Genomic DNA, 21,404 nt, shown 5'->3' on the forward strand with positions numbered 1-21,404 from the left:
TAATTGCCACACTGTTTGTACTGTGTAGGTGTAAGTAGATTTTCCAGGCAGTTTTAGTGAAACAATGGTCTTATTATCATTAGTTTTAAGCAAGTGTACCCAAAGAGTTCAAGTAGGTTACAACCATTATCCTAGTTAGTTTTGAGCTAACTTCAGCTTTAAGCCCCGAATTGATTTGAGGCGGGTACATCAACTAGGTGTAAGATATGAATCACCCCTTGTGCTCTGCCCCGATGCCTCTGCCATCTACCCTCAAGCTAATAGTAGAATAAGGTACAGGATAAAGCTGCATGGAAGGGAGGCAGGGAAATTGGATGAACTGAGGGCGGCACTCGAACTTGCAACCGAAGATGAATTGCAAGACTTAACGGCAATTCTGTTTAGCCGTAAGTTCAATCCCCTAGATTATGTTCAGACACCTGAACCAATAGAAATACAAAGCCAAGGTCGTGAAGCTTGGCTAGACGCACTGGAAGAACGCTTTCGTTTTTTGGCAGCCGATGGTGTGACGGTATTGCGAGGACGTACAAACCAGGTAACCTATCGGCAAGCGCTAGTCCAGGTATGTAAACATTTAAAAATTCCTTATTCTCATGATTTATCAACGATCGATTTAGAAGCAGAAGTGTTTTTACATCTATTGGGTCGGGTGTGGAAAAAATTGCCGGAAAAAGAAAAACAAAAATTAACTGCACAAGTGCAGCGTCAGTTAGCAAAATCACAGCTGAATGAACCACTACCACTTTCGTTGCAGCGTGATCCTGTGGGGTTACTTTTAAAAGGAGGTAGCGCTTTAGCTGTCACCTCTGTGATCCAGCCACTGTTGCTGAAGCAAATTGCTCGTCAGTTTGCGATGCATTTCGCTACCTATCAAGTCACCAAACAAGCCGCACTCCAAGGTGGAGCTACTGCTACAATGCAGTTTCAAAACTACGTTACTTTGCAGATGGCACGACGGGGTATGGCTGTAAGTGCAGCTCGTTATGGTGCTGTTAGGAGTGTGTTTGCATTTTTAGGGCCGATGATGTGGGCTTGGTTTTTTGCGGATTTAGGATGGAGAACCATCGCTGTTAACTATGGTCGAATAATTCCAACTATCTTCGCTTTAGCTCAAATTCGGCTCACTCGTGCAGAATGCTGGGAAATAGCTTGACGAAATAGTCACTGGTCATTAGCCATTGGTCATTAGTTGTTGATTATTGGAATATAAGAAACAACTGAGAATAAACAACAGACAAATGACAAATAACAGATGACTAATGACTAATGACAAAAAACAAATGACCAAGTATAAATTACCTTTTTTAAGTCATCCTGACCCTAAACTGCAATTTTTGTGGAGTTCCGCCCAGGTAGGATTGCTAATCTTTCCATTAGTGCCATTGTGGGGAAGCGTGCTTTTAGGTGTGGCATTGTTGGGAACATGGCTAATAAAATATCGTAGTATTATTCGTCAACCTCATAATTTAGGATTTACGCTTTTAAGTATATTGCTTGTTCTTAGTACTGTGTTTGCCTTTGATCAAAAGGAGGCAATTCTTGGTCTATCGAATTTCTTGCCATTCATTTTATTTTTTGCAGCTTTTAGTGTCTTAATTCAAACACCACAACAACTGCGACAGCTATCTTGGATTTTAGTGAGTACTTCTGTAGTGGTAGTCGTCATTGGCTTAGGGCAATTATTTTTTGGTTGGACTACACCACGATACTGGGAAAAGATTTTTGGTTGGGCGATCGCATCAGGAGGAAACCCACCTGGTCGTATGGCTTCTACCTTCATGTACGCTAACACTTTGGCTGGTTATTTGGTAATAGCCTTTGTGCTGGGGTTAGGTTTATGGTTAGAAGAATATCAAAACTCAAAACTCAAAACTCAAAACTCAAGAGTTATTAGTTATTCTCCCTTGCGTCTTTTTTCTCCCACTCTCTCACTGCTTTTCCTTACCATAATAGTAATTGTTGATTTTGTGGGATTAATTTTAACCAACTCACGTAATGCATGGGCGATCGCTGTTTTTGCCTGTTTAGTTTATGCACTTTATCAAGGTTGGCACTTTTTGGTTGCTGGTATCACTGCCATAGCCACAAGTATACTTTTAGCTGCCTTTGCTCCTCAACCGATCGCTGAATTATTTCGCAAATTCATACCTGCTTACTTCTGGGCGCGGTTAAATGACCAAATGTATCCAGATAGACCAGTTGCTCTCCTGCGCAAAACTCAGTGGCAATTTGCCTGGACATTAACTCAGCAACGTCCTTGGACTGGTTGGGGTTTACGCAACTTTACCCAACTTTACCAAGCAAAAATGCATATTTGGTTGGGCCATCCCCACAACTTTTTTTTGATGCTATCTGCTGAAACTGGATTACCCGCAACTATTTTATTTTGCACTTTACTGGGCTGGATATTTCTAGCAAGTATGCAACTGTTGCTAAATTCCAAAACTCTCAAAACCGAAGACAGATTAATATTTTTCAGTTATCAAGTAGTCTTTGGAGTTTGGGTATTATTTAATACAGTAGATGTGACGCTTTTTGATTTGCGACTAAATACGCTTTCGTGGTTGATTATCGCTGCCATTTCTGGCGTAGTTTATCGCTACAGTCAGTACGAGAAATTCATTGCTAAGCACATTTAGCGTAGTGAAAAAAACTATTTTCGACATTATCTACACTAAATCAACAGTGAGAAAAACTTAAGTATATACACAGGTGGCAGTTAAATATTGAGTTAATAAAATTACTAATATCACGTCTGTGACTGTGAGTGTGGCTAATCACACATTTAGTCACTGTTGCTGATTGTTGGGAAGGTGTAGGTACACCCTTTGCGGGTGTTATCCTGCAAGACGGTCATCTCTAAAAAGATGCCCTTTTCTATGCTCAATAATTGATTAATAAAAATGTTACATCTAATTGTGAATTTAAGAAGCAATAAGGTTTTTTGGCAATGTCCAGAGTTTATTGGTTAACGAACACTCATGGAACACAGATGCACACTGATAATCTATCTGTGTTCATCGGTGTTTAATTTTTCAACAAGATTGTTGTCATATTTTTAATCCACATTAGGCGTATATTACAATGACTAAAAATAATTCCGTGGAAATTTGCCCAGCAGAATTTATTGGCTTGGTAAGTAACGAGTAACGCTAAGAGATTTTCTGGTAAATTTGTTGCCAATAGACTATCACAACTGTAGTATCTTAGAATAATATAAGGCTATACAAAAATTAATGCTGTTTGGTAGTCTACTAAAGCTAAACAATACAAAAGTGTAATACCAGGAGTAGAACAATCAAAACTGGTAGCTTTAGTCCCAAAACCCCAAGCTTATCAGCCTTTGGGATTTACAATATATTAAATGTTAATAAATGCTGAACTACTACTGCAATACCATCGCTGTAAGCGCCGACCTTATTTAGATATCCACGGTGACTTCAGGGAAACAGATGGTGCAAATGACTTGCTCCTAAAGTTGCAACAAGACAAAATCTTATACCAAAAAACTATTGTCTCACAGTGGAATTTTTACAAACCCAGTTATCCCCAAGGAGACTGGAACAGAGCGAAAGCCGCTACTTTGGAATTAATGCAGCAGGGCGTAGAGTGTATTTATCATGGTGTGCTGTTAACTCAGTACTCTGATGTCCAGTGGTACCCACATGAATTGACAGACGCAGAGAATATTACAGATACGGATGCGGAAAACTTATCAGCAACATCGCCCATTTCTCCGTGTCTTCGTTTCCCGTCTGCTTCTCCCATTTCTCCTAATTTAGAAAGATATACCCTTCTCAGCCGTCCAGATTTACTCATAAAAAAGCCAGGACAATCTTGCTTTGGAGATTGGATGTATGTTCCGGTGAATATTGAACTGGGAAAACGTCCTAAGCTGGAGTATCAAACTGTAGCAGCATTTCACACCCAAGTTTTAGCGATGGTGCAGCAAGCAGAACCCGAAACGCCTTGGCTAATTTTACGTGGTAAACAGACCAGATATCCAGTAGATTTGATGAAAGCTATGCCACAAATGCAGCGAATGTTGTGGGAGTTAATTCAAACTCTGGAAAGACAGCAAGCACCAGAAGTATTTATTAGTCGTCAAAAATGCAACCTTTGCCATTGGTATAGTAGTTGTTATGCGATCGCTCAATCTCAAAAACACCTCTCTCTACTACCAGGTGTCACACCCGTTCGCTACACTCAACTACAAGCACTAAATATCACCACATTAGAATCTTTAGCAAAAACAAGTCCAACTTTACTGGAAAATCTACCTGGTTTTGATAGCGAAGTCGCTTGTAAAATTGTCATCCAAGCTCAAGCTGTATTAGAAAATCGCCCACTCATATTACCTTGTCAAGACAAAATTTCCACTATCGAAGATGATGGAACTACAAACGAAACTATGGTAGTCAGTGGTATTTACCCAAAACTGAATTCACTGCTACTTTCTCCACAGCAAATAAATTATCTGAGTGTTAATAACTCACATCCAGATATATCACTTACAGCACCGATTGAGTTTTATTTTGACATTGAAGCCCAACCAGATCTGAATTTGGATTACTTATTAGGGGTTTTGGTTGTTGACAGACAAACCAATACAGAACAATTTTATTCTTTTTTAGCAGAAAAACCACAAGACGAAGAATTAATATGGCAGCAATTTTTGGATTTAGTATGGCAATATCCGGATGCGCCAATTTATCATTTTTGCGTGTACGAATCTGATACAGTCAAACGGCTGGGCAAACTTTACCGTACTCCCCACGCTGTTGTCCAGCCCATACTGAATCGGTTTGTAGATGTATATGAAAAATTAACCCAAAGTGTAGCATTGCCCGTGGAAAGTTACGCCTTAAAAGCGATCGCTCGTTGGTTAGGATTCGAGTGGCGCAATCCAGAAGCAAGTGGGGCTAAGTGTATATACTGGTATGATCAGTGGTTAAGAACAGGCGATCGCACCTTACTAGAAAAAATTCAATCTTACAACGAAGATGATTGCCGCGCTACACGCAGCGTCAAAGACTGGCTTGTCAACTTTTTTGCGGACTGAGCATGATATCGTGTTGTTGATTTTTGTAGTTAGCAACGCTTAGCCATGCACTTATTCAGAAAAATCCGGAAATTTCCCCAAATTATTTTATTTTTTCTCCCCATTTTAGTCATCAGTTTATTCTTTAGTAATTTAAGCTCAGCTGCTGTTGAAATTGCAGAAATAAAATTTATTGGTTCTGCTACTTTACCCAAAAAATTTTTATTTCAAAAAACAGAAGTGGGAGGTTTATCTGGCATCACCTATGATGCTAAAAATGACCTGTATTATGCCATATCTGATGACCGTAGCAACAAAGCTGCTGCTCGTTTTTACACTTTCAAAATAGATCTAAGCAAAGGTTCACTTCAAGATAGTGGCGTTACTACTATTGCTGTCACTCCACTACTTAATGAAGCTGGTAAAACATTTGCTGCTGGTAGTATCGATGCAGAAGGAATAGCCTTAACTAGCAAATCCACAGTATTTATTTCTTCCGAAGGTGATGCAAATCAATTAATAAACCCTTTTATCAAAGAGTTCTCTTTATCTTCCGGTAGGGCATTAACAACACTAACTATACCAACGAAATTTTTACCAGAGAAGAGTGGAAAACAAGGTATACGCAACAACTTAGCTTTTGAAGGTCTCACCATTACACCTAACGAGAACAATTTATTCACAGTCACTGAGAATGCTCTCATTCAAGATGGCTCACCAGCAAAGCCAAATACTAGTAGTCCATGTCGAATTTTGCAATATAATCTATTGACCAATCAACCAGAAAAAGAATTTCTTTATCTCACTGAACCAATCGCACCATTTTTTAATATATCCCGTAAATTTGCTAGCGGCATACCTGATTTAATAGCTCTTGACAACCAAGGACATTTTCTAAGTTTGGAACGGGCTTTTACTGATTTAGGATTTTATATTGCACTGTTTCAAGTTTCTTTAGCAGGAGCTTCGGATATTCATAATGTCGAAAGTATTTTGGCATTAGATACCAAAAACATTAAACCAGTCCAGAAAAAACTACTCTTAGATTTAAGAAAACTTGACATCTTTTTAGACAACATCGAAGGTTTAACTCTTGGTTCCAAATTGCCAAATGGACAGCGCTCATTAATCCTTGTCAGCGACAATAACTTTAACTCTCTGCAACGCACCCAATTTTTAGCTTTTGAACTCAAGATAGAATCACCACTGATTAGGCTATTACGTCGTCTGAGAAATCTTAATTTCCAACGCTAACACTTTTTGACACACACAAGATAGTGGTGGGTTCCAATCCCAATAAACTTTGCACGATTATGAACTTTTCACCTTCGTGTCTTTGGGTCTTGGTGGTGAAAAAATCATTTTATTAACCACAAAGACACTAAGACACCAAGAGAGTACATGATTTTAACTTACATTACCAAAGGGCTAGGGTATAGGGATAAAGTATGGATAAGCCTTAAACAAAAAAGCTTCTATCTTCAAAACCTTTGAAGCATTAAACCAGATTGCCATAATATTATTGATGTAATGTGATTTGATGTATAGAGTTATATCAATGCATTTCCATGGAAAAATTATATGAAACTTTGTAAAAAAGCAGTACAAAAATAAGCGAAAATACTTATTGGGAGTGGCTTTTGCGTCAGACTCAATAAGGAGTAGCGTCAAATGAAACAGGCATTTGTATCAGTAATGCCAAAATGTTTTGAGTCATGGTGTGGTAGGTTTGACGAAATTTTTAGTCGGCAAATCCGGGATCAAGTGTTCCGTCCATATCTAGGGAGGGTGATGAGAAAAAGTGAACGAACAGGCCACAGTGGCCGAAAACCTTCTCTGGATAGAATTGTACAGCTATAGCCAACAGAATTGTTGATTCCTAAGGAATTTTTAAAGTTCTAGAAAAGTAGTTTATTTTTTTACATAAAGTTACGGTCAACCCTTATCCAACAGGCAATTCCCGTGTTAGAAGCATGTATATTTGCAACAATATTGTGCGGATTTTTCGGCATTATCCTTAAAAAAAATCTTGTGATGAAGATTATTTCTATGGATGTGATGAGTACGGGGGTTATCGCCTATTACGTGCTGATAGCATCGCGAGATGGCTTGTTCACACCCATTTTTTCAGACGTCAAAAATGTCGCTTACTCTGATCCGGTTCCCCAGGCGGTTATATTAACGGCGATTGTGATCGGCTTTTCGATTCAAGCCTTAATGCTGGTCGGTGTCATGAAGTTGGCACGGGATAACCCAACATTAGAAAGCAACGAAATCGAGAAGAATAATACGCCATGAGTACTTTTACGATTGCCTGGATCGGACTCCCGTTTTTTTTAGGGTTCGTAATTTATCTAATCCCGAAACTGGATCGCTACCTCGCACTGGGGATGGCCCTTGTTTCTGGTGGATATGCGATGCTGCTATTTACCAAACCGCCACTGACACTGCAATTACTGGATAATTTCGGCGTCACATTAGTGATTGACCAATTGAGTGGCTACTTCATATTGACAAATGCCCTGGTAACGGTGGCGGTCATGCTCTACTGTTGGTACAGCCATAAGACAGCTTTTTTTTATGCCCAGACTATCATTTTGCATGGCAGTATTAATGCCGCCTTTGTCTGTGCAGATTTTATCAGCTTGTATGTGGCGCTAGAGGTGAGCGGGATTGCCGCGTTTCTCTTGATTGCCTATCCCCGCAGCGATCGCTCGATTTGGGTAGCTTTACGCTATCTGTTTATTAGCAACGTGGCAATGCTGTTTTATCTGGTGGGCGCAGTGCTGGCGTATAAGGCCAATCATTCGTTTAGTTTTGCCAGTTTGCGCGGCGCACCTCCCGAAGCAATTGCTCTAATTTTTCTGGGACTCTTGGTCAAGGGAGGAATCTTTATATCAGGATTGTGGCTACCGTTGACCCATTCCGAAGCCGAAACACCGGTGTCGGCCATGTTGTCGGGAATTGTGGTCAAAGCTGGTGTCTATCCGTTGGTGCGTTGTGCGCTGATGGTAAATGAGTTTGATCCAATAATCAGGCTCTTCGGAGTTGGGACGGCACTGCTGGGAGTGTTCTATGCAGTCTTTGAAAAGGATACCAAGCGAATGCTGGCGTTTCACACAGTTTCCCAGTTAGGCTTTATCCTGGCTGCACCGAAAGTAGGTGGCTTTTATGCATTGACCCACGGGCTGGTCAAATCAGCGCTGTTTCTGATCGCCGGCGCCTTACCTAGCCGCAACTTCAAGGAGTTGCAACAGAAGCCGATTCATACTGGAGTCTGGATTGCCCTAGTCATGGCCAGTTTCTCGATTTCAGGCTTTCCCATGTTGTCCGGCTTTGGGGCGAAGGTGTTGACATCGAAAAATTTTCTCCCTTGGCAAGCGATCGCCATGAACATTGCAGCCCTGGGAACAGCAATATCATTTGCCAAATTCATCTTTCTACCACGTGGCGGACAGGGTGAGGTGCAACGCGGTTTTTGGCCAGCGGTAATCCTGTTGATTGCTGGTCTGATTCTGGCCAATATAGTGTACTTTGAGGCGTATACTGTCGCAAATATTATCAAACCACTCGCGATTATCGGTGTGGGCTGGATCGCATATTTTTTGATTTTTCGACGATCAGTACTCAAGCTACCGCGTGTAATTGAACAATTTGAGCATCTGATTGGAATGATGAGTCTGATGTTGATCCTATTATTTTGGATGGTGTTTGCATGGTTGGGTATTTAAATCTGATATTGCGACTGGTCATCTGGTTTCTGCTCACCGCTAATTTGAGTGTGGCAAATATCATCATTGGTGTGAGTATTGCCCTTCTATTACCAGGAAGTCCCAAATCCTTAGGAAGATTACAGGATTGGTTACGGGCAATATTTGAGGTCATTGTGGCAATTCCACAAGCCTATATAGAAGCATTTGAAATCATCCTCCGTCCCCATAACCAAGAAGAAGTCACCTTAGAACGAGTTAAACCAGGACGAACGCCTGGGCTAATATTTTTGGATATCTTTCTGATCACATTTACGCCAAAGACTATTGTCTTGAAATACCAAGAAGATGGCTGGTATGAAGTCCACCGAGTTCGACGGAGGAAGAAAAAAGCATGAACTTGAACTTGGTAGTGATTGCAATGATTTTGACCCTGCTCATCCCCATCTACGAGGCATGGAAGGATGACAGTATCTGGCAGAAAATGTTGGCATTTTCCAGTATCGCAACCAAGACATCAGTCATGATCTTAGTCATATCCGTTTTGCGTGATGATTGGATGATCGGTGTTGCCGGGGTAATTATCCTTAGTGTGGGGAATGCTGCATTAATGCTGCTGGCCCATGTAATTAAACGCATGAGTGATGTATCAAGTTGAGTGAGATAAGTACTTAGACGGAATTAATTACACACATTATTTTCTTGTTCCCTGTTAAATTTTATCCAACTACTTATGATCAACCTGTTTAGCTATATCTGCATCGGCATCGGAATTGTCTTCTCGTTTTGGGGAACCTCTCACCTGCTCGGCAAGCGTTCAGTATTATTCAAGCTGCATAGTCTTTCCGTGGCAGATACCCTGGGATCGATGAGCATTATCTTCGGCTTGCTTCTGAAGATTCCCAGTGAATGGCCGTTACTTATCCTCGCCATTATCTCTTTGGCAATCTGGAATACGATGCTGGGGTATGTGTTGGCATACTGTTCCAGTAGAGGAGGTAATAATGATTGATAGCTATATCTATGTCATCATCGCTCTGCTGCCTTTGGCTGCGTCTATGCTGGTACTTCAGGTCAATCCATACCACGCCTTAGTCATCCGTGGCATCCTGGGAGCAGTGGCGGTATTGGTATATGCAGTTTTGGGAGCGCCGGATGTTGCTTTGACTGAAGCATTGGTGGGTACTATGCTTGCAATTACTCTCTATGCAATTACGGTGCGTTCCTCGCTAGTCATGCGTCTGGGCGTGATTAAAGACGAGTCGGTGGAGGCAGATGAAGATCACCATTTTGGGCAACTGATGGATGAGTTACGAACAATTTTTGGCAAACGGCATATGCGCCTTGAATTAGTAACCTACACAAATATGCAGGCTTTGCACCGGGCGCTGCTGGACAAAGAAGTCCATGCGACTTGTAGCCGAGCAGAACACAGCGATCAAAACGGTGCAGTACCTGGGGACGAAGAGCCATCGTATCACACCACGACCAGGGTGCAACGCATCTATGAAATCATACAAAACGAACTTTCTTTACCAGGGACAACCCTAACTTATGTAAGTACACCAGAGTCAGGGGAGAAGCATTGATGAAATGGGTCTATATTATCGCAGGGATAGCGCTGTACGTCAAAATGCTCGTCATTCCCAACCCAGCACCAGACTTGTCAATCTCTATAGTCGAGTCCATTGTCCGAGATAGTGGAGTCCCGAATGCAGTTTCAGCGATCATTTTCAGGAATCGTCTGTACGACACTATCTTTGAAGTAGTTGTATTTACAATTGCGATCTTGGGTGCTAGTTTTCTGTTGGCGAATGAAAGACCGTCTTGTACAATCTATCAATTCACCGATCAACCATCAATTGTCCTGGCGCGCCTCGGAGCAACAATTGCCGCGTTGGTGGGTATCGAATTGGCGATTCGGGGGCATTTGAGTCCTGGTGGTGGTTTTGCAGCTGGGGTAGCGGGGGGAACGGCGATCGGTCTAGTGGCGATTACCTCATCATCACAGTGGATGCAGGCGATCTACAAGCGCTGGCACGCTGCTACCTGGGAGAAGGTTTCGGTTCTGATTTTCATTGTACTGGCGGTGATCACTTTGGTTGGATTAGAATTACCCCACGGAGAATTGGGCGCACTTGTCAGTGGCGGGGTTATCCCTATACTTAATATTCTGGTGGCAGTAAAAGTCGCCTTGGGGTCGTGGGCGGTTATTTTGGTTTTTATTCGTTATCGGGGATTGTTGTGAGATTTCCCATCGGTGGGTACAGGATAAACTCAACTGCGATCGCATACAATCTCATTTTCAGGACAACAGATATCCTTTAATCCTTGCCAAATTTGAGCAACAGGAATCGTTGGTTAAATCCTAATGTTATGTTCGATTACTTAGTCCCGCAATACATAGCCCACACCACGCACTGTATGAATTAAACGCTTTTCGTTATTTTCCTCCAACTTGAGCCGTAGATAACGAATATAAACCTCAATAATATTAGAATCACCCATAAAGTCGTAACCCCAAACTTTTTCTAAAATTTGCTCACGAGTAAAAACTTGACGCGGATGTGAAAGGAGATATTCTAATAAGTCAAATTCTTTTACTGTTAACTCAATTGCTCGTTTACCTCGAAATACTTCACGGGTGCGCCGATTTAAACTCAAGTCTGCAAACTGCAACAAGTCTTCATCTGTTTCTTGAGTGCGACGGAGATGGGCGCGGATTCTCGCAAGCAGTTCTTCAATGCTGAAAGGTTTGACTACATAATCATCGGCTCCTGCATCTAATCCTGCCACGCGATCGCTCACTTCATCTTTTGCTGTCAACAAAATTACTGGCATTATAATACCTGTTGCTCGCAGACGGCGACAAATTTCTAAACCAGACAGTCCTGGTAACATCCAATCTAGAACTGCTAAATCAGGCGATGACTCTCGTGCTAAAGTTAGTCCAGTGATGCCATCATGGGCTATGCTTACTTTGTAGCCTTCACTACTCAGTTCTAATTCCATAAATCGCGCTAGTTTGACTTCATCTTCAACCAAAAGGATATGTGCTGTCATATTTTCACTTCTAAAGTAGGTAAAGCTCATCTGCACTTGATTATTTAACTGCGTTAGCAATCAAATGGCTTAACATCTGCCTTTAATATTCAAAAGTTTTGACTGTGTTAACAAATATTGCCTATTGCCTTCTATCCCTGTCTGCTGCGACTAACTATATAGGTAAACTGATTGTAAACGTACTTCCTTCTCCTAACTTTGATTGTACGCTCACACTACCTCCCATACCCTCTACAAGTGTCTTGACAATCGATAAACCCAAACCACAACCCCCAGTTGCATGAGAGCGAGATTCATTGACGCGGTAAAATCTCTCAAAAATACGGACTTGGTGTTGCAAAGGAATGCCATAACCCTTGTCGCAAACTTGAATAATAGCTTTGTCCTGAAGTTGATTCAACTTAAAAGTTATGGGTGTACCAGCTTCAGAATACTTAACAGCATTATCAATTAAATTCAGTAATACTTGTTTGAGACGACTGTAATCTACTTTTACTTCAATTGGGTATTTGATTGAGTCGATGGTAATTACGCGATCGCTATATTTCTCTGCCATGATCACGACTTCTTCAACTAAGTCATTCAGGACATAAGATTTCATTTGAAACTGCAAATAACCACTATCTGCTCGTGCTAAATCAAGTAAATCTTGTAGCAGACGAATGGTACGTTCAGCTTCCGATGCAGCAGTTTCTAAAGCTTCTTGTTGAGTTGGAGTTAAGTTATTTTGTCTTCGCAAGACGCTTTGCAAATAACCATGTACAATTGTTAAGGGTGTACGTAACTCGTGAGAAACATTACTCACAAATTCTCGCTCTTGCTCCCATGATTGGGAGAGGCGCGATAATAGCATGGTTAAAGTTTGAGCTAATTGTTTGACTTCGCTAGGTGCATTATCAACACATAACTGCGCTTTTCCTAAATCTTCTGTGGAAATGACAGCAGTCATTTGACTTAGCTGGCGCAGAGGTTGCAGAGAACGCTTAATATAAAATGCGATCGCAATTATGAACACAATAATTGCCAAAATACTAGTAATACTTAAACTTTGTACCATTACCACAAACATCGTTTGTTCGCGGGTAATATCCTTAACTACAAATAAATCGCCTAGTAAATTACCCTGCACTTCTACCGATCCACCACATAAAACAAAGTAGCTTTGATTAACTTTGTAAACTTGTGATTTAATTGGCATCCTAGTTAAAGACATCAATTCATCTACCATAAAATCAGACAATAAATCTAATGTGGCAGATTTTGCTATTATTTTATTGTCAGGGCTTTTTAACCATAATAATGTATTGGTATTCGCCAAATTATTAATAGCCTTTTGCAAACCAGTTTCAGGTTGCATCATTTCACTATAAAGTTGTACGTCTTGTGGTAAACGCTTGGCTATTTGTTCTATATCATTTTTATGACTATCAATTAAAATTTGTTGCATTTTCCAACTAGTCCATGTAGCGAGGCTACCTAATACCAAAGCTGAAAATGCAGCTATGCCAAGGGTTAGGCGTAAATTTAATGAAAATGGGTCTATATTTGTCCAAATTTTTCTGATTTGCTTCACTGTTTTGGTTTGATTTGAAGTGTCAAAGAAGACTTTAATAATCAACTAAGACCATTAAATATAACTTTAGTGTTAACTGCTATATTAATCCGATTTTATTAATTAATTTACTCTTGGAGGCAGGCAATAGGAACTCTTGTAATAAAAAAGAAGACTCTTCGAGGTGTACCTAGCTTCGCAAAAACCAAAGAGGAATCCTATACACTTTCTAGTTAAAAGTTGATTTGAACTGATAACTTTAATGCAGTCCTTAACTTCATCCTGTTTTTGCAAGTTAAAATACTCCGCAGTATACCCAAAGTTGGCAGAAGAAATGATAAAAATCTGGCTAAAATCCCGTGAAAACTCAAAAATTTTCACTCTACCTGTTGTAGCAATTGGCGTAGAGTCTGAAAAGGAAAATACAGAAACAAGCAACTACTAACTATGAAAAAATCAGTGTAATTACTGATTTGATCCCCAAAATTATGAACTAGTCATTCAGTTTCAGTGTAATTTCTCATACTTGTTAATTCATAAATATGTTAAACCAGTTTTACAGGTATTTACATATTTTTACTGGCATGAACTTGTCAAACTTTTATAATCACTTGTATTGCTTTTTATAGTAAATAAATAAGGTTTAAAAATGTTGATTAATTTTGTTGTTTTAAAATATTAAAAAGATCAAGGAATAATTCATTTTATGTTGCAAAATGAAATTCATCGTCAAGTAAGACAAAAAACAGAATTAGATACTTATATCGGCAAATTTCTCAACAATCGTTATCTGATTAGAGATTTAATTGGCAAAGGTGGAATGGGTAGAGTCTACCTAGCAGAAGATGTTGCAAAAGGAGGTATGGCAGTTGCAGTTAAAATTTTGTCTATGAATTTAGCTAATCAACAACTTTCTCAACGCTTTGCTAGAGAAATTTTTATTGGCGCTCAACTAGGACGCAAAAGTACACACATCGTTCGAGTATTGAGTTATGGTGTCACTGAGGACAAAATTCCTTATTATGTTATGGAGTACCTGCAAGGAAAAAACCTTAAACAAATTCTGAAGAATGAGACTTTGAAAATACCAAATTTCTTAGAAATTTGTCATCAAATTTGTTTGGGTTTACAGTGCGCTCATCAGGGTGTCAGTATTAAAGGAGAAATTTTCCCAGTTATTCACCGAGATATTAAACCAGAAAATATATTTATTATCGAAGATGATAGTAAAGATAGGATTGTCAAAATTTTAGATTTTGGTATTGCCAAATTTTTAACTGAGCGTACTGGAATTACACTCGCTGAGTCTTTTATTGGTAGTTTACCTTATTGTTCTCCAGAACATATGGAAGGACGTAAACTCTTAGATGTGCGTTCTGATATCTACAGCTTAGGAGTATTGATGTTTGAAATGCTAACAGGCAAACATCCATTCCAAATAAAAAGTAATTCTTTTGCTGATTGGTATCAAGCTCATCGCTTTCAAATGCCCCCTATGTTTGAAGATATAGCACCTCAGATATCTATACCCAAGGAACTAAAAAAATTAGTAATGAGTTGCTTAGCTAAAGAAGTAAGCGATCGCCCTCAAGATATTAGTCAAATATTAGTAGTATTAGAACAGTTACAGCGTAAATATAATAATCTTATTTCTGATAACCAGAAAAATATTCAAAATCAAGAACTATTACAGTTAGTACCTGTTACGTCATTATCTGAAAAAATTTGTTTACAGAAGAGTTGGCCGAAAAATCAACCAATAGCTCCAATTTGCTTTTCACATTTATTACCCACTCCACAGGGAAGTGTACCTACTTTTTGGGCGATGTTAGCTAAAAAAGAAATCGCTAAATTTATAGATAATAATAATTATACAGAATTTATCTTTCAAAAAAATCTATATCCTATTATCTTATGGATAACTGTGTTATCAGATGCACAAGCTCAACTGACACGATGGCTATCTTGCTTTTTAGACTTAAAAGATATTAAAGGACAAAAACTAGTACAAAATTTAGTAAATACTGGCTACTATCATCTACTATTTTTTGCTTTAGAAGAGCCAACAGTTTGTGTGAATGTTATCACCTTAACTCTGAGTGCATTTCAGCGTCAGCAACTATTAGATTGGTTAGATTATAGCCAAAAGGTCAATGCAATATCTTCTCTTAATGAAAGTAAAACAATTCTGAAAACAGAATATGAAAAAATTAAACCCGATATTTTGCAAAAGCTTGTAAACAAGCAAAAACAAACAAGATTTAATATTAAATATTGGTTACTTAATTTATATGGTCATATTTTAAGTTTATTTCCACGCTCTTCTTTGATTGAAGAAGGCAGAACTACGAAAGTAGGTAAAACCAAAAGAAAATTAGTAAGGGATTCAAGTCTTCATTAATCGTAGGCGGTAGCCTTCCTGTAGGGTAAACTAGATTTATCGTAATTTATAACTTGCACCAGTAGCAAATACTGCTAAACATTAAAATTTAAAAGCTAACTAGGTATACCCTTTTGGCTATCACCATCAAAAATAATTCATTGGGTCTACTGGTGTACCATTTTTGCGAACTTCAAAGTGCAAGTGGGGTCCTGTAGATAAACCTGTGGAACCAACAGCAGCGATCGCTTGTCCGCGTTTTACTGTTTGCCCTTCCGAAACATATAATTCACTAGTATGTCCGTAAAGTGTAGTTAGACCGTTGCCGTGATTAATAATTGCAGCTTTACCATAACCGCCATACCAACCAGCAAAAATGACTGTACCTGAGTCGGCGGATCTAATTGTACTACCGTAGCTAGCAGCAAAATCTTGACCTGCGTGAAAACGGCGATAACCGAGAATGGGATGTACTCGCCAACCGAAGGGACTACTGGTAGGTGCATCGGTAGGATATGCAAACATACCTGTACCACGAATGATGACGCTGTTGCGGCTGTTTGTCTTGGCTGTTGCTTCTGCCTCTGCTACCTTTTGTTGAATTAAAGTTGTAATTGCCTGGGAGTCCTTCTCTAGCTGGGTTTGTGCTGCTTCTAATGCCAAGCGATCGCTATTGAGACGCCCAATTAATTCCTGCTGCAAGTTTGCTTGGGTTTGATAATCTGCTTTTTGAGCAAGTAATTGCTGCCTCATCAAGGCTATTTCATTTTTTTGCTGTTCTACTGCTATTTTTTGGTTGTTGATCTCGTTAGCCTGGGCTGTAAGTTTAGCTAAAATTTTCTGGTCTGCCTGATAAACTAACTTCAAATAACGACGGTGACTAATAAAATCGCTGAGATTTTGGCTTTGCAGCAAAACTGCCCATCCCTGGTTCACTGGGGAACGTTGCAAAAAGCGTAGTCTAGCAATTGTCGCCGCTTGTCGTTGTTGATAAGCAACTTCTTTGACTGCTAAATCTGCTTGTAGCCGCTGCAAGCTTTCTGTTGCTAGTTTGAGGCGTAATTCACTATCTTGAATTTGCGTGTTAGTGGTTTTGAGGTTTTGCTGCAAGTCGTTCAGCCGTTCTTGGGCTGCTTGCTGTAAATTGGTTAAGTAATCGCGTTCCTGTTTGACACTTTGATGCTGTTGATTAATTTGCTGCTGCTGCTGTCGCAAATTTGTAATTGCATCAGATGTCGTTGCTGATGCGTTAGTTGGTAGTCCTAGTAAAATGCATAAAATTCCACAAAATGCAAGACAAATAAAATCATAAATTCTCTTTTTTTCTAGAAATAGCGCTCTCATGTTGTTTAGATAGAGCTAAGCGATCGCTCAAAACATCATGAGTAGTGTTCCCAAAAATTTGTTAAGTGTAACGGGGAAGTAGCTACGGCGACAGACGTAATTGAATGAAAGCATAATCATTGAGTTGCTTTAGGCGTTTTTTTGCGGGAGCATCCCAAATGTTTGAGTTTATTTTTAAACGCAGAGGATCACAGAGGTTGACGCACTAGGTAGCAGAGTGTTGAGCAGAGCTACTTAGTTCTGTGTTGAGATCAGTAAGCATTCGCCTAACAACAACTACCACTACTACTACCAACTCAGGAGGGTTGTGAGGCGATCGCGTTGATTTGAAATTCGATAGCACTTCATCTACCCTCCAGCAATGCCCAGGAGGGTTTAGAGTTTTTATGGCAATCCGAATAAGGAAAAATCAGATGTTCATTTATCAGTTTATTCACCTCACTACCACTACCACCACAATCGCGCCTGGAGGGACGTGAGGATAATTGCTGCCTTGCAAATTGAAACTCAACCGCCCCTCTAGGTCAAACCTAGAGGGTTTTTTATTAGCAAAACATTGATTTACAGGAGATACAACCATGTCTGATCATCGAGAACTAGCAAAAGTAATGGATCTATTTCACTTTGAGGAGCATAGTCCGGGAATGATCTTTTGGCACCCAATCGGGCTTCAGCTGTTGCGGCTGATTGAAAATTTTATGCGAGAGATTTATCAAGCTCATAATTTTGAGGAAGTGCGATCGCCCATAGCCTTGAGTCGATCACTTTGGGAGCGATCAGGACACTGGGAAAAGTTTCGTCAAAACATGTTTATCGTGAGTAGTTCGGACGCTGAGGAAGAACCAGATTACGCCTTGAAACCGATGTCCTGTCCAGCGCACATTGCCATTTACAAATCTTACAAGCGGAGTTATCGAGAAATACCGATGCGATTGATGGAATTTGGTATGGCTCATCGCAACGAACCTTCGGGAACGCTATCTGGTTGTATGCGTTTGCGTCAGTTTGTCCAGGACGACGCCCATATCTTTTGTCGGGAAGCTGATATCCGGAATGAGATTAGCAATTTTCTCAGGATGGTCAAACAAGTTTATGCAGCCTTTGGATATAATAACTTTTCCATTCGGATTGCCCTGCGACCAAAACAACGTCTTGGCTCAGATGAACAATGGGATCGGGCTGAATATGCCTTGATTGCAGCCGTTCAAGCGCTGGGTTACGCCTATGAATTAGCGCCAGGAGAGGGTTCTTTTTATAGTCCCAAGATTGAAATCAGTATGCAAGATCATCTGGGAAGATTGTGGCAATGTGGTACGATTCAGGTCGATTTTAACTTTCCTCAACTTTTTGATTTGTCCTTTGTCAATCAAAAAGGAGATTTAGAGCAGGTAGTGATCTTGCACCAAGCAATTTTAGGTTCTTTAGAACGCTGGATTGGCATCTTGTTGGAAAATCACAATGGAGTTTTACCATTGTGGGTTGCTCCTGTGCAAATAGCCGTGGCTTCAGTTTCCGAAAAATCTGCGGATTGGGCAGAAGTGATTTTCAGAAGGCTAAAACAAATTGGAGCGAGAGTAGAATTACATGTGAGCGATCGCACGATTGCCAAAAAAATTCGAGAACTGTCCGCACGCAAGATTCCACTGATTGCTGTTGTTGGTGAAAAAGAAGCTATCAATCAATCTCTCAACTTGCGTCGTCTGGGAATTGTGGGACAGCAGGAAATTCAGCTGGCTGAGTTAGAAGCAGAATTGGTCAATCCTCGTAACCCCATATATAGTATGGGCTAGGGAATTACTGGGAGGTGGAGTGTGGGGAGTGTGGGGAGTGTGGGGAGTGTGTAGACGCGTAGCGGCTTCCCGTAAGGGTGGAGTGTGGGGAGTGGAGGAATAACCACTAACTACTAACAACCAACAACCAACAACCAACAACCAAATCAATATTCGTCAATGAAATTTGTTCGCTAGACACTGAAGCAAAATTCTAGTTGTGCCAGCATTAATTTAAAGATAAGTAACTAGACGCAAATAAACACAACTACTTGACTGGGTGTATCAGGATAGGGGTAAGCTACCAAATCTACCTCTGTACCTCACACCCAGCCTTCATCAGTTAGCTTTATTGGCAGTTCTAGCTCTCATTTCGTTATTTCTTCCCCGTCTTCAACATAGTCAATCACGGGAAAATCCCACAACCTTTGCATGAAAATATGACTTTTCCTACACCCCTACATCCTTAAACCCCCACATCCATTTTCAAGTCAGAGGATTCTAAAGTTAATACGAGGTTTCTATGAGTATAGGCAGAGCCATTCTTTTGATTGCTCTGGTTTTTCCAGGCTTGATGGTAGTAGCAACATCGATCTATGCATACAATGCTGATTATGCGACGATGGAAAGAACCGAAAGGTTTGTAGAACAGTTAGCAAGGCAAAGAAGAGCAGATGATAGACAATTACAATTAGCCTATCATCGGAGTATGGTGCATCGCATGAATGCCTTTACTAATGGCACCTGGGGATTTATCGGCGCTACGATCGCAGCCATTGGCATACATGGGTTAGCAATTACCAAAGAGGAATCAATTCAAGACCAAAAAAGATCGGGTAATTAGTGTTGGTGGTTGGTGGTTGATAGTTAATAGTTGATTGTTTCCAACCACAATCAACAAACAACAAACAACTAACAACTAAGCATATCAACAATAAACCTTTTGAGGTCAGACAAAGCGCGATCGCGATAACGTCCGTAGCGCTCTTGTTTATTTTTGATTTTCTCTCCTAACTCTGGTAAGATACCGAAGTTGGGTGGCATGGGTTGAAAATGCTTGGGTGAAGCTGAACTGATAAATTCAAACAGTGCCCCCATCATTGTTGTCGGTGGTACAGTTAACGGTTCTTTCCCTAAAGCGATGCGTGCGGCGTTTGTCCCGGCTAACCATCCATCGGCGGCGGCGGCTGTGTAGCCTTCAGTGCCAATTAACTGCCCAGCGCCCAACAATGTGGGACGATTTTTGAATTGTAAGGTGGATAGCATCAGCTGGGGAGCGTTAATAAAGGTGTTACGGTGCATCACCCCCAGTCGCACAAACTCAGCATTTTCTAAGCCAGGAATCATTCGGAAGATGCGCTTTTGTTCACTCCAGCGCAAGTTAGTTTGGAATCCTACCATGTTCCAAAGTTGCCCGGCTTTGTCTTCTTGTCGTAGCTGCACTACAGCATAGGATCGTTCACCTGTACGATTATCTGACAATCCTACTGGCTTTAAAGGCCCGTAGCGCATTGTATCTTCCCCTCGGCGTGCCAGTTCTTCTATGGGCAGACAAGCTTCAAAAAATTTCGCTGTTTCTCGCTCAAAATCCTTTAATTCTGTTTGTTCGGCGTTACATAGTTCTTGCCAAAACTGTAGATATTGCTCTTTGTTCATGGGACAGTTGAGATAGGCGGCTTCGCCTTTGTCGTAGCGGGAAGCCAGAAAAGCGATGTCATGGTTGATTGTTTCCCCGACAACAATTGGACTAGCAGCATCAAAAAAGCTGAGATATTCCATCCCGGTAAAGCGACGTAAATCTTCGGCTAGGTCGGGACTGGTTAAAGGACCTGTTGCTAAAACTACAATACCTTCAGGGATAGCACGTACTTCCTCCCGACGCAATTCAATTAAGGGATGTTGAGAGAGGGTTTGTGTCAAATCTTGGCTAAATTGTCCCCGATCAACTGCTAGCGCTCCTCCGGCAGGAACTTGGTGTTCATCAGCTTTGCCAATGACAATCGATTTTAATTGCCGCAGTTCTTCGTGTAACAAACCAGCAGCGCGATCGCTTGCCATTGCCCCAAAGGAATTGCTACACACTAATTCCGCTAAATGTTCCGTGTGGTGGGCAGGACTGAAGCGTTGGGGGCGCATTTCATAGAGAATTACTGGTACTCCCGCCTGAGCAATTTGCCAAGCTGCTTCTGTTCCAGCGAGTCCACCTCCTATGACTGTGATCGGTTGCTTTTCCATACTTTGGGTTTTAGTAAAACTTTTTATAGTTCTTAATTTATCTAATGTAGCGCCAACGTCAATTTTAATTGCTGTTAATTATTTCTTATGCCCAATTACCAATTACTCATTACCGCTAAAAGCGGATAGCATAAGTGCTTAAGCAAACATGATCTAAATAATTGCCATTTTGGCAACTTTTCACGCAAAGGATAAGTAAATTTAGTAATCATATGCCGTCCTTTAGCGAATTGCGAAAACCTCCTCCCCCGGTAGACAGCTAACTACCGGGGTCTTTCATTTATTAGTTAATTGTCATTTGTTGGTAGTT

General features: G+C 40.5%; 19 protein-coding genes. 14 read left to right on the plus strand and 5 right to left on the minus strand.

The window, feature by feature from the left end:
- The first annotated feature begins 310 nt into the window (after window positions 1-310).
- The 11 genes from NIES592_RS06665 to NIES592_RS06720 all read left to right on the plus strand — a co-directional run bounded on the left by NIES592_RS06665 (window position 311) and on the right by NIES592_RS06720 (window position 10,999).
- Entirely contained in the window at window positions 311-1,153 is an 843-nt protein-coding gene (locus tag NIES592_RS06665) for a YaaW family protein (protein ID WP_062243862.1), read from the plus strand.
- Window positions 1,154-1,259: 106 nt separating this feature from the next.
- On the plus strand, window positions 1,260-2,639 hold the full coding sequence (locus NIES592_RS06670; protein ID WP_073555254.1) for an O-antigen ligase family protein: 1,380 nt from the start codon (window positions 1,260-1,262) through the stop codon (window positions 2,637-2,639).
- A gap of 725 nt (window positions 2,640-3,364) precedes the next feature.
- Window positions 3,365-5,062 carry a TM0106 family RecB-like putative nuclease gene (locus NIES592_RS06675; protein ID WP_073555255.1) on the plus strand — a complete coding sequence of 566 codons (1,698 nt, stop codon included), beginning with the start codon at window positions 3,365-3,367 and terminating at the stop codon, window positions 5,060-5,062.
- A gap of 45 nt (window positions 5,063-5,107) precedes the next feature.
- Entirely contained in the window at window positions 5,108-6,295 is a 1,188-nt protein-coding gene (locus NIES592_RS06680) for an esterase-like activity of phytase family protein (protein ID WP_062243870.1), read from the plus strand.
- 708 nt (window positions 6,296-7,003) lie between these two features.
- Window positions 7,004-7,339: a cation:proton antiporter subunit C gene (locus tag NIES592_RS06690; protein WP_062243873.1), complete on the plus strand. Its 336-nt coding sequence runs from the start codon at window positions 7,004-7,006 to the stop codon at window positions 7,337-7,339.
- Complete coding sequence (locus NIES592_RS06695; protein ID WP_062243875.1) at window positions 7,336-8,772, plus strand: cation:proton antiporter; 1,437 nt, start codon at window positions 7,336-7,338, stop codon at window positions 8,770-8,772. Before NIES592_RS06690 ends, NIES592_RS06695 begins: the two co-directional genes overlap by 4 nt.
- Window positions 8,757-9,149 (plus strand): Na+/H+ antiporter subunit E, encoded by a 393-nt coding sequence (locus NIES592_RS06700; RefSeq protein ID WP_073555257.1) that lies wholly within the window; start codon window positions 8,757-8,759, stop codon window positions 9,147-9,149. Before NIES592_RS06695 ends, NIES592_RS06700 begins: the two co-directional genes overlap by 16 nt.
- A complete protein-coding gene (locus NIES592_RS06705) occupies window positions 9,146-9,409 on the plus strand; it encodes a hypothetical protein (protein WP_062243883.1) in 264 nt (87 codons plus the stop codon). The genes NIES592_RS06700 and NIES592_RS06705 overlap by 4 nt, the downstream gene beginning before the upstream one ends.
- Before the next feature lie 75 nt (window positions 9,410-9,484).
- Window positions 9,485-9,763, plus strand: a complete 279-nt coding sequence (locus NIES592_RS06710) for a monovalent cation/H(+) antiporter subunit G (protein WP_071588835.1) — start codon at window positions 9,485-9,487, stop codon at window positions 9,761-9,763.
- The gene (locus tag NIES592_RS06715; protein WP_073555258.1) at window positions 9,756-10,340 is read left to right on the plus strand and encodes a DUF4040 domain-containing protein; all 585 of its coding nucleotides are present in this window, start codon (window positions 9,756-9,758) and stop codon (window positions 10,338-10,340) included. The genes NIES592_RS06710 and NIES592_RS06715 overlap by 8 nt, the downstream gene beginning before the upstream one ends.
- Window positions 10,340-10,999, plus strand: a complete 660-nt coding sequence (locus NIES592_RS06720) for a Na(+)/H(+) antiporter subunit B (RefSeq protein ID WP_073555259.1) — start codon at window positions 10,340-10,342, stop codon at window positions 10,997-10,999. The genes NIES592_RS06715 and NIES592_RS06720 overlap by 1 nt, the downstream gene beginning before the upstream one ends.
- Before the next feature lie 140 nt (window positions 11,000-11,139).
- Here the strand turns inward: NIES592_RS06720 and NIES592_RS06725 are convergent, their stop codons facing one another.
- Together NIES592_RS06725 and NIES592_RS06730 are read right to left on the minus strand one after the other, a co-directional pair.
- Window positions 11,140-11,814 carry a response regulator transcription factor gene (locus tag NIES592_RS06725; RefSeq protein ID WP_073555260.1) on the minus strand — a complete coding sequence of 225 codons (675 nt, stop codon included), beginning with the start codon at window positions 11,812-11,814 and terminating at the stop codon, window positions 11,140-11,142.
- 154 nt (window positions 11,815-11,968) lie between these two features.
- Window positions 11,969-13,387: a sensor histidine kinase gene (locus NIES592_RS06730; protein ID WP_062250421.1), complete on the minus strand. Its 1,419-nt coding sequence runs from the start codon at window positions 13,385-13,387 to the stop codon at window positions 11,969-11,971.
- A gap of 685 nt (window positions 13,388-14,072) precedes the next feature.
- On the opposite strand from NIES592_RS06730, the gene NIES592_RS06740 reads away from it, so the two are divergent.
- Window positions 14,073-15,767, plus strand: a complete 1,695-nt coding sequence (locus tag NIES592_RS06740; RefSeq protein ID WP_073555261.1) for a serine/threonine protein kinase — start codon at window positions 14,073-14,075, stop codon at window positions 15,765-15,767.
- Between the two features lie 126 nt (window positions 15,768-15,893).
- Here NIES592_RS06740 and NIES592_RS06745 read toward each other — a convergent pair whose 3' ends face one another.
- Entirely contained in the window at window positions 15,894-17,090 is a 1,197-nt protein-coding gene (locus NIES592_RS06745; RefSeq protein WP_073555262.1) for a murein hydrolase activator EnvC family protein, read from the minus strand.
- Window positions 17,091-17,295: 205 nt separating this feature from the next.
- Entirely contained in the window at window positions 17,296-17,433 is a 138-nt protein-coding gene (locus NIES592_RS24965; protein WP_178379487.1) for a hypothetical protein, read from the minus strand.
- Window positions 17,434-17,668: 235 nt separating this feature from the next.
- Between NIES592_RS24965 and thrS the strand changes: the two genes are divergently transcribed.
- A complete protein-coding gene (gene thrS / locus NIES592_RS06750; protein ID WP_073555263.1) occupies window positions 17,669-18,880 on the plus strand; it encodes a threonine--tRNA ligase in 1,212 nt (403 codons plus the stop codon).
- 502 nt (window positions 18,881-19,382) lie between these two features.
- Window positions 19,383-19,703, plus strand: a complete 321-nt coding sequence (locus NIES592_RS06755) for a hypothetical protein (RefSeq protein ID WP_062243918.1) — start codon at window positions 19,383-19,385, stop codon at window positions 19,701-19,703.
- Between the two features lie 68 nt (window positions 19,704-19,771).
- Here NIES592_RS06755 and trmFO read toward each other — a convergent pair whose 3' ends face one another.
- Complete coding sequence (gene trmFO, locus NIES592_RS06760) at window positions 19,772-21,094, minus strand: FADH(2)-oxidizing methylenetetrahydrofolate--tRNA-(uracil(54)-C(5))-methyltransferase TrmFO (RefSeq protein ID WP_062243921.1); 1,323 nt, start codon at window positions 21,092-21,094, stop codon at window positions 19,772-19,774.
- Between the last annotated feature and the right edge of the window lie 310 nt (window positions 21,095-21,404).

Origin of the sequence: Fischerella major NIES-592, assembly GCF_001904645.1 — a bacterium.
In the GTDB taxonomy this organism is placed as follows: Bacteria; Cyanobacteriota; Cyanobacteriia; order Cyanobacteriales; family Nostocaceae; genus Fischerella; species Fischerella thermalis.

Excerpts from the sequence above, each read along its gene's own strand:
- NIES592_RS06670 (WP_073555254.1), top strand. The coding sequence starts at position 1,260 with ATGACTAATGACAAAAAACAAATGACCAAGTATAAATTACCTTTTTTA.
- NIES592_RS06675 (WP_073555255.1), top strand. The coding sequence starts at position 3,365 with ATGTTAATAAATGCTGAACTACTACTGCAATACCATCGCTGTAAGCGC.
- NIES592_RS06680 (WP_062243870.1), top strand. The coding sequence starts at position 5,108 with ATGCACTTATTCAGAAAAATCCGGAAATTTCCCCAAATTATTTTATTT.
- NIES592_RS06695 (WP_062243875.1), top strand. The coding sequence starts at position 7,336 with ATGAGTACTTTTACGATTGCCTGGATCGGACTCCCGTTTTTTTTAGGG.
- NIES592_RS06700 (WP_073555257.1), top strand. The coding sequence starts at position 8,757 with ATGGTTGGGTATTTAAATCTGATATTGCGACTGGTCATCTGGTTTCTG.
- NIES592_RS06705 (WP_062243883.1), top strand. The coding sequence starts at position 9,146 with ATGAACTTGAACTTGGTAGTGATTGCAATGATTTTGACCCTGCTCATC.
- NIES592_RS06710 (WP_071588835.1), top strand. The coding sequence starts at position 9,485 with ATGATCAACCTGTTTAGCTATATCTGCATCGGCATCGGAATTGTCTTC.
- NIES592_RS06715 (WP_073555258.1), top strand. The coding sequence starts at position 9,756 with ATGATTGATAGCTATATCTATGTCATCATCGCTCTGCTGCCTTTGGCT.
- NIES592_RS06720 (WP_073555259.1), top strand. The coding sequence starts at position 10,340 with ATGAAATGGGTCTATATTATCGCAGGGATAGCGCTGTACGTCAAAATG.
- NIES592_RS06725 (WP_073555260.1), bottom strand. The coding sequence starts at position 11,814 with ATGACAGCACATATCCTTTTGGTTGAAGATGAAGTCAAACTAGCGCGA.
- NIES592_RS06740 (WP_073555261.1), top strand. The coding sequence starts at position 14,073 with ATGTTGCAAAATGAAATTCATCGTCAAGTAAGACAAAAAACAGAATTA.
- NIES592_RS06745 (WP_073555262.1), bottom strand. The coding sequence starts at position 17,090 with ATGAGAGCGCTATTTCTAGAAAAAAAGAGAATTTATGATTTTATTTGT.
- thrS (WP_073555263.1), top strand. The coding sequence starts at position 17,669 with ATGTCTGATCATCGAGAACTAGCAAAAGTAATGGATCTATTTCACTTT.
- NIES592_RS06755 (WP_062243918.1), top strand. The coding sequence starts at position 19,383 with ATGAGTATAGGCAGAGCCATTCTTTTGATTGCTCTGGTTTTTCCAGGC.
- trmFO (WP_062243921.1), bottom strand. The coding sequence starts at position 21,094 with ATGGAAAAGCAACCGATCACAGTCATAGGAGGTGGACTCGCTGGAACA.